Here is a 4,934-nt window from a genome sequence, read left to right on the forward strand (position 1 = left end):
TTTATAATGTTTATGGGTTTTTTATACCATGTGCATTTACCCGGATTTGATATAACTTACAAAAGTTTTCGCTCAAGCTGACTTTTTTTCCAACAGTAGCCAACATTCACAAGCAATTTCCCAATCTTCTTCCGTATGAATCACCAATACCCGCACGCTAGAATCAGAAGTGGCAATATCTATATCAACAGGCTTGTGTGCATTTTTCTCATGGTCAACTTTTAGTCCCAAAAATGCAAAAGCTTCACAAGCTGCGGCGCGAATCTCAGGATTATTTTCGCCTACACCACCGGTGAACACTAAAGCATCTAATCCCCCTAAGCTAGCAAGCATTCCACCAATATAAGACCGCAGGCGATGCACGTAGATATCCCATGCCAGTTGAGCGCGGGAATTGCCTTGGGAAATTGCCTCCCTAATTTCTCGCATATCATTAGAGATGCCAGAAATTCCACGTAAGCCAGAAGCCTTATTTAGCACTTTTGCTAGCTCATCAACAGAGTTATCAGATTGCCGCAACAGGTGAATAAGAATCCCTGGGTCAACAGCACCAGAACGGCTGCCCATCATCAATCCATCTAGTGGCGTGAACCCCATTGTTGTGTCAATGCTGCGACCGTTTTGAATCGCTGCCAAAGAACAACCATTGCCCAAATGACAGTTGATTAACTGCACAGATGCTAAATCTCGACCAAGGATGCGAGACGCACGCTTAGCGCAGTACTGATGACTAATGCCATGAAAACCGTAGCGACGGATACCTTGCTCTACCCACTCGTAGGGACCGGGGTAAATGGCTGCGGCATCAGGGAGATGAGAATGAAATGCAGTATCAAATGCTGCTACTTGGGTGAGTGTTCCCCAGTGTTGCTCAATGGCTTCTATTCCTTCCAAGTTAGCTGGATTATGGTCAGGAGCGAGGGTTGCAAGGTGGGCGATCGCCTGTTTCACCTCCTCAGTAATCACCACACTCTCACGGTAATCCTGTCCACCATGTACAACGCGATGACCTACCACATCAATTTCTGATGGCTGACTAATCACCTGCGTAGAACCCTTGCACAGCGTATCAAGCATATGAGCCATAACTTGAGTTCGGGAGTCTGCCGGGATTTTCTCTTGTAATTGTTCGCCTTTGGCTGTTTTGACTTCGAGTTCTGCAAAACCCTGTTGGTGAGTCCAGTCTACTTTTGCTTCCCAAAGGGGTTTGAGAGGTTCTTCGGGGAGAGTGTTACCCGTAATTTCGTACACACAACTCTTTTGACTGCTCGATCCGGCATTTAGTACCAGTATTTTCATAGTCAGCAGAAACTGATTTTTAAAGTGGTTATGGCACTAACAATTATCAGATGGTGTCGCTTGAGGAACATCTGTCTAATGTGCTGTGTCGCGAATATTTTTTTTAGCAGTTTGCATCTGCCTGCAATACATCTTTGAACCGCCTGCGGCGGGAGAAGGGAAAAGTAAACAAGTGTGAAAAATGCTGGAAAATATAGGTATTGCGAAAACACAGAGAACCAACGCATGACTGAAGCAAAGTCTACTCATACAGTACGTCGGGGGAGAATCTTCCCTGAAATTCATTGGACGGAAGAACAGAACCTGTTTTATCCTCAGTCAAAACCTGACAACGTTGTTGCTACCCATTTTTATAGTCCGATTGGATGAACGGACAGGAAATATTTATATCTTGGCAGGGGAAGAGACTGGAATCGTGATTACTCGTAACGGTAAATGGAGGTACGACGAATGAGTAAGCCTGATTTTATGGCAATGAGCAAGTCAGAACTTAAACGGTATTTGTTAGACCATCGCAATGATACAGAAGCCTTTCGTGTGCTAATGAACAAAATTAACGCTGAACCCAATCAAAAATTCTACACCGTAGATGAGGCTTACAGATTGGAAGAATTAATCGAAGCGAAACGACAATCGCAAGACAACAGTTAAACCAACTTACAAAAAATCCAAGTCGCCCTTACTAAACTTAACGAACCCCTAATCACTACAGGCGTGTGTCGTCTATTGCTATCAGCATTTTAGGACAGAATTTATGTCGTCAGTCACAATCAACTTACCCGAAGAAATTTTTAGCGCCCGTCGCCTTCCCCCAGAAGAATTTGTACGTGAAATGCGCCTCGCTGCTGCTATTTACTGGTATCAAAAGCGAGAAATCTCAATGGAAAAAGCAGCCTCAGTTGCTGGGTTAAACCGCCGGGACTTTATTGCAGCCCTCGCCCGTGAACAAGTTGATGTCTTTGCCGTTGACTTTGATGATTTAGAACGCGAGTTAAACCGTGGCTGAAATTCCTGCTATTAACACTTCCCCACTCATTTTTTTAACTAAGGGGGGTTATCTTGACTTGTTACGAATAATTAGTTCATCCATAATTGTACCTGCTGCTGTAGCAACAGAAATTCAAGCATATGGGGAGACAGACGTGACAGCAGTTGCTCTCACAAATACTGAAGAGTTGGTAGTACAAGAAACACCATCTGTCCCTGCTGTTATTCAAAGTTGGGATTTGGGTCCAGGGGAATCGGCTGTACTGACTTGGGGGTATGTAAATCCTGGTACAGAGGTAATTCTAGATGATTTAGCAGCTCGTCGCTGTGCTGGTGCTTTGGGTATTCCTGTACGGGGGACATTAGGTATCGTTCTTACCGCCAAACAAAGAGGAGTCATTCCTGCTGCGCGTCCGGTATTAGAACAATTGCGTTTGTGTGGGATGTATTTATCTGACCGGGTGATGAACCAAGCACTCTTGTTAGTTGAGGAATAAATTATTAAGCGTTGTGTAAAGGGCAAGGAAGTCCTCACGCAACCACGCACACCACCCGAAAACCGAACTCGTCGTAGTAACGATCGTCGGGGGATCGGCATAGGCGATCCGCCGAGCGGCAAGCCCGCGGAGCGGTGTTCCACGAACCGCCACGAAGCATTTTTGGTACTTTTGTACTATCATTTGTTAACCATGCACTACCATCAGTGGGTGCGTCTTGGTAAGTGTCATGCCAATCATCCTGACACCACTCCCAAACTAACCCATGCATATCATATAAACCAAAGGCATTGGGTCGAAAAATCCCCACATCTGTTGTATGTTGACGATATTGACCTTTTGGTTCAGAGGCGTAACTATCCGTTCCATTGTAATTTGCTAAGTCAGTTGTAATCGTTTCGCCAAAGTAGAAAGGTGTAGTCGTTCCTGCACGAGCTGCATATTCCCATTCTGCCTCGCTGGGTAGTCTGTAGGTGCGTCCTGTCTTCTGCTTTAAGCGTTTGCAGAATTCCACAGCATCATCCCAAGTGACCTTTTCCACTGGACGCTTTTCTCCTTTAGACTTGGAAGGGTTGTTACCCATAATTGCTTGATACTGCGCCTGAGTCACTTCATACTTGCCCATAAAAAACCCAGGAACTGTGACTGGATGTTGTGGTCCTTCGTCTAAATCTCTTTGTTTTTCCCCTGGTGGTGAACCCATGATAAATGTACCACCTGGTATCTGTACCATCTCCAAGGTGACACCGTTACCCAAGTCTTCTACAAAGTATTTCGCCTGACGGTTGCTGCGCTTGTTAATTTTTCCCTGTGCATCAACAGTGACAGTTTCAAATTTCGCGGTTTGTAGGGATATGCTTGGTGGTGTGGCTAATTGTTTCGGTGTTGGTGATGATGTAGAAGAAATATCAGATCTTATGCTGGGAGAAGGTGTTGCTGTCTCGACAACATCGTCTTTCCGTCCGAAAACACCTTGCAAAAGCTGTTCTCCGACAATAGCCAAACCAACTCCGCTTCCAATCAACCCTAACCATTGAATGACTTGCCGTCGCGGTATTGGCGTTGACTGCAGTGTTGACTGCGATGCTGGTTGTGATTTTGACTGCGGTGTCCGTTGTGGTTTTGGTTTTGGTGGTGCTGGAAGTGCTGACAACGCTTCTGCTGCTGACTGATAGCGTTCACTAAAGCGGTAGCGCACCATCTTCGTTAAAATATCAGCAAATCTCTCGCTAACATTTGCCCAATTCCGCCAAACGACTTCGCCATTCGTGGGATCTCTTGGCAAGTCGTAAGGCTTTACACCTGTGAGTGCAAAAATAGCCAGCATTCCCAGCGCATGGACATCACTCGATAGTTTTGGATATCCCGCAGCTTGTTCGTTAGGCGCATAACCCGGAGTACCAATGGCAACTGAAGCGCTGGTTTGTCCTTGAATATTTACTAAAGTGCTGATTTCTTTGACTGCACCAAAGTCAATCAATATGATCTTGCCATCTTGGCGACGACGCATGAGATTTTGCGGCTTGATATCTCGGTGGATAATATCTTGCTTGTGAACAAGTGTTAGAATTTCTAAAATCTCTCGCAAAAGTTGAGTGACTTCCTGTTCACTCCACCTCTTACCAGCTATAACTTCACTACTTAAATCATTTCCTTCAACATATTCCTGCACCAGATAGAATTCACCATTTTCCTCAAAGTGAGCAAACAGTCTCGGAATCTGGTTGTTTTCATGACCTAATCTATATAAAACCTGTGCTTCACTTGCAAACAGTCGTCTAGCAATTTGTAAAACATCTGGGTTCGGGTCTCTTGGTTTAAGATGTTTGACAACACACAATGGATGTCCAGGTAAATCCAAATTTTCTGCGAGATAAGTATCACCAAAACCACCACTTCCTAGCAGTCTGACAATTTTGTAGCAATTACGGAGAACTCTGCCCACAAACATCAGGTTTTTTCAATATGCGATGGTCTTATTTTGGCAAATTGCTTACTGAACAAGCTAGCGAGTAATAAAAGTGTACATTTTCTTGCCGAGCTTGGGAACCTCACCCTGCCCTGTCGGGCATCCCTCTCCTTATAAAGGAGACTTGGGAACCTCACCCTGCCCTGTCGGGCATCCCTCTCCTTATAAAGGAGAGGGAAAGA

At 45.0% G+C, this 4,934-nt stretch carries 7 protein-coding genes; 5 read left to right on the forward strand and 2 right to left on the reverse strand.

Annotation, left to right across the window (positions count from 1 at the left end):
* Nucleotides 1–72 precede the first annotated feature (72 nt).
* Entirely contained in the window at nt 73–1,299 is a 1,227-nt protein-coding gene (locus AC5590_RS16320) for an acetate kinase (RefSeq protein WP_169268883.1), read from the reverse strand.
* Nucleotides 1,300–1,524: 225 nt separating this feature from the next.
* Here AC5590_RS16320 and AC5590_RS16325 point away from each other — a divergent pair, with 225 nt between their 5' ends.
* The 5 genes from AC5590_RS16325 (at nt 1,525) to AC5590_RS16345 (ending at nt 2,783) form a co-directional block, all read left to right on the forward strand.
* Nucleotides 1,525–1,668 (forward strand): hypothetical protein, encoded by a 144-nt coding sequence (locus AC5590_RS16325; RefSeq protein ID WP_169268882.1) that lies wholly within the window; start codon nt 1,525–1,527, stop codon nt 1,666–1,668.
* Nucleotides 1,637–1,753 carry a DUF6888 family protein gene (locus AC5590_RS16330; RefSeq protein ID WP_407650776.1) on the forward strand — a complete coding sequence of 39 codons (117 nt, stop codon included), beginning with the start codon at nt 1,637–1,639 and terminating at the stop codon, nt 1,751–1,753. Before AC5590_RS16325 ends, AC5590_RS16330 begins: the two co-directional genes overlap by 32 nt.
* Nucleotides 1,750–1,950 carry a DUF6887 family protein gene (locus AC5590_RS16335; RefSeq protein WP_169268884.1) on the forward strand — a complete coding sequence of 67 codons (201 nt, stop codon included), beginning with the start codon at nt 1,750–1,752 and terminating at the stop codon, nt 1,948–1,950. The genes AC5590_RS16330 and AC5590_RS16335 overlap by 4 nt, the downstream gene beginning before the upstream one ends.
* Nucleotides 1,951–2,053: 103 nt before the next feature.
* Nucleotides 2,054–2,305: a UPF0175 family protein gene (locus AC5590_RS16340; protein WP_169268885.1), complete on the forward strand. Its 252-nt coding sequence runs from the start codon at nt 2,054–2,056 to the stop codon at nt 2,303–2,305.
* Nucleotides 2,298–2,783, forward strand: a complete 486-nt coding sequence (locus AC5590_RS16345) for a PIN domain-containing protein (RefSeq protein ID WP_169268886.1) — start codon at nt 2,298–2,300, stop codon at nt 2,781–2,783. The genes AC5590_RS16340 and AC5590_RS16345 overlap by 8 nt, the downstream gene beginning before the upstream one ends.
* Nucleotides 2,784–2,817: 34 nt before the next feature.
* Here AC5590_RS16345 and AC5590_RS16350 read toward each other — a convergent pair whose 3' ends face one another.
* Nucleotides 2,818–4,734: a bifunctional serine/threonine-protein kinase/formylglycine-generating enzyme family protein gene (locus AC5590_RS16350; protein WP_370460859.1), complete on the reverse strand. Its 1,917-nt coding sequence runs from the start codon at nt 4,732–4,734 to the stop codon at nt 2,818–2,820.
* Between the last annotated feature and the right edge of the window lie 200 nt (nt 4,735–4,934).

The sequence above is a fragment of the Brasilonema octagenarum UFV-OR1 genome, assembly GCF_963888615.1.
Taxonomy (GTDB): Bacteria; Cyanobacteriota; Cyanobacteriia; order Cyanobacteriales; family Nostocaceae; genus Brasilonema; species Brasilonema sennae.

Excerpts from the sequence above, each read along its gene's own strand:
- AC5590_RS16320 (WP_169268883.1), bottom strand. The coding sequence starts at position 1,299 with ATGAAAATACTGGTACTAAATGCCGGATCGAGCAGTCAAAAGAGTTGT.
- AC5590_RS16325 (WP_169268882.1), top strand. The coding sequence starts at position 1,525 with ATGACTGAAGCAAAGTCTACTCATACAGTACGTCGGGGGAGAATCTTC.
- AC5590_RS16335 (WP_169268884.1), top strand. The coding sequence starts at position 1,750 with ATGAGTAAGCCTGATTTTATGGCAATGAGCAAGTCAGAACTTAAACGG.
- AC5590_RS16340 (WP_169268885.1), top strand. The coding sequence starts at position 2,054 with ATGTCGTCAGTCACAATCAACTTACCCGAAGAAATTTTTAGCGCCCGT.
- AC5590_RS16350 (WP_370460859.1), bottom strand. The coding sequence starts at position 4,734 with ATGTTTGTGGGCAGAGTTCTCCGTAATTGCTACAAAATTGTCAGACTG.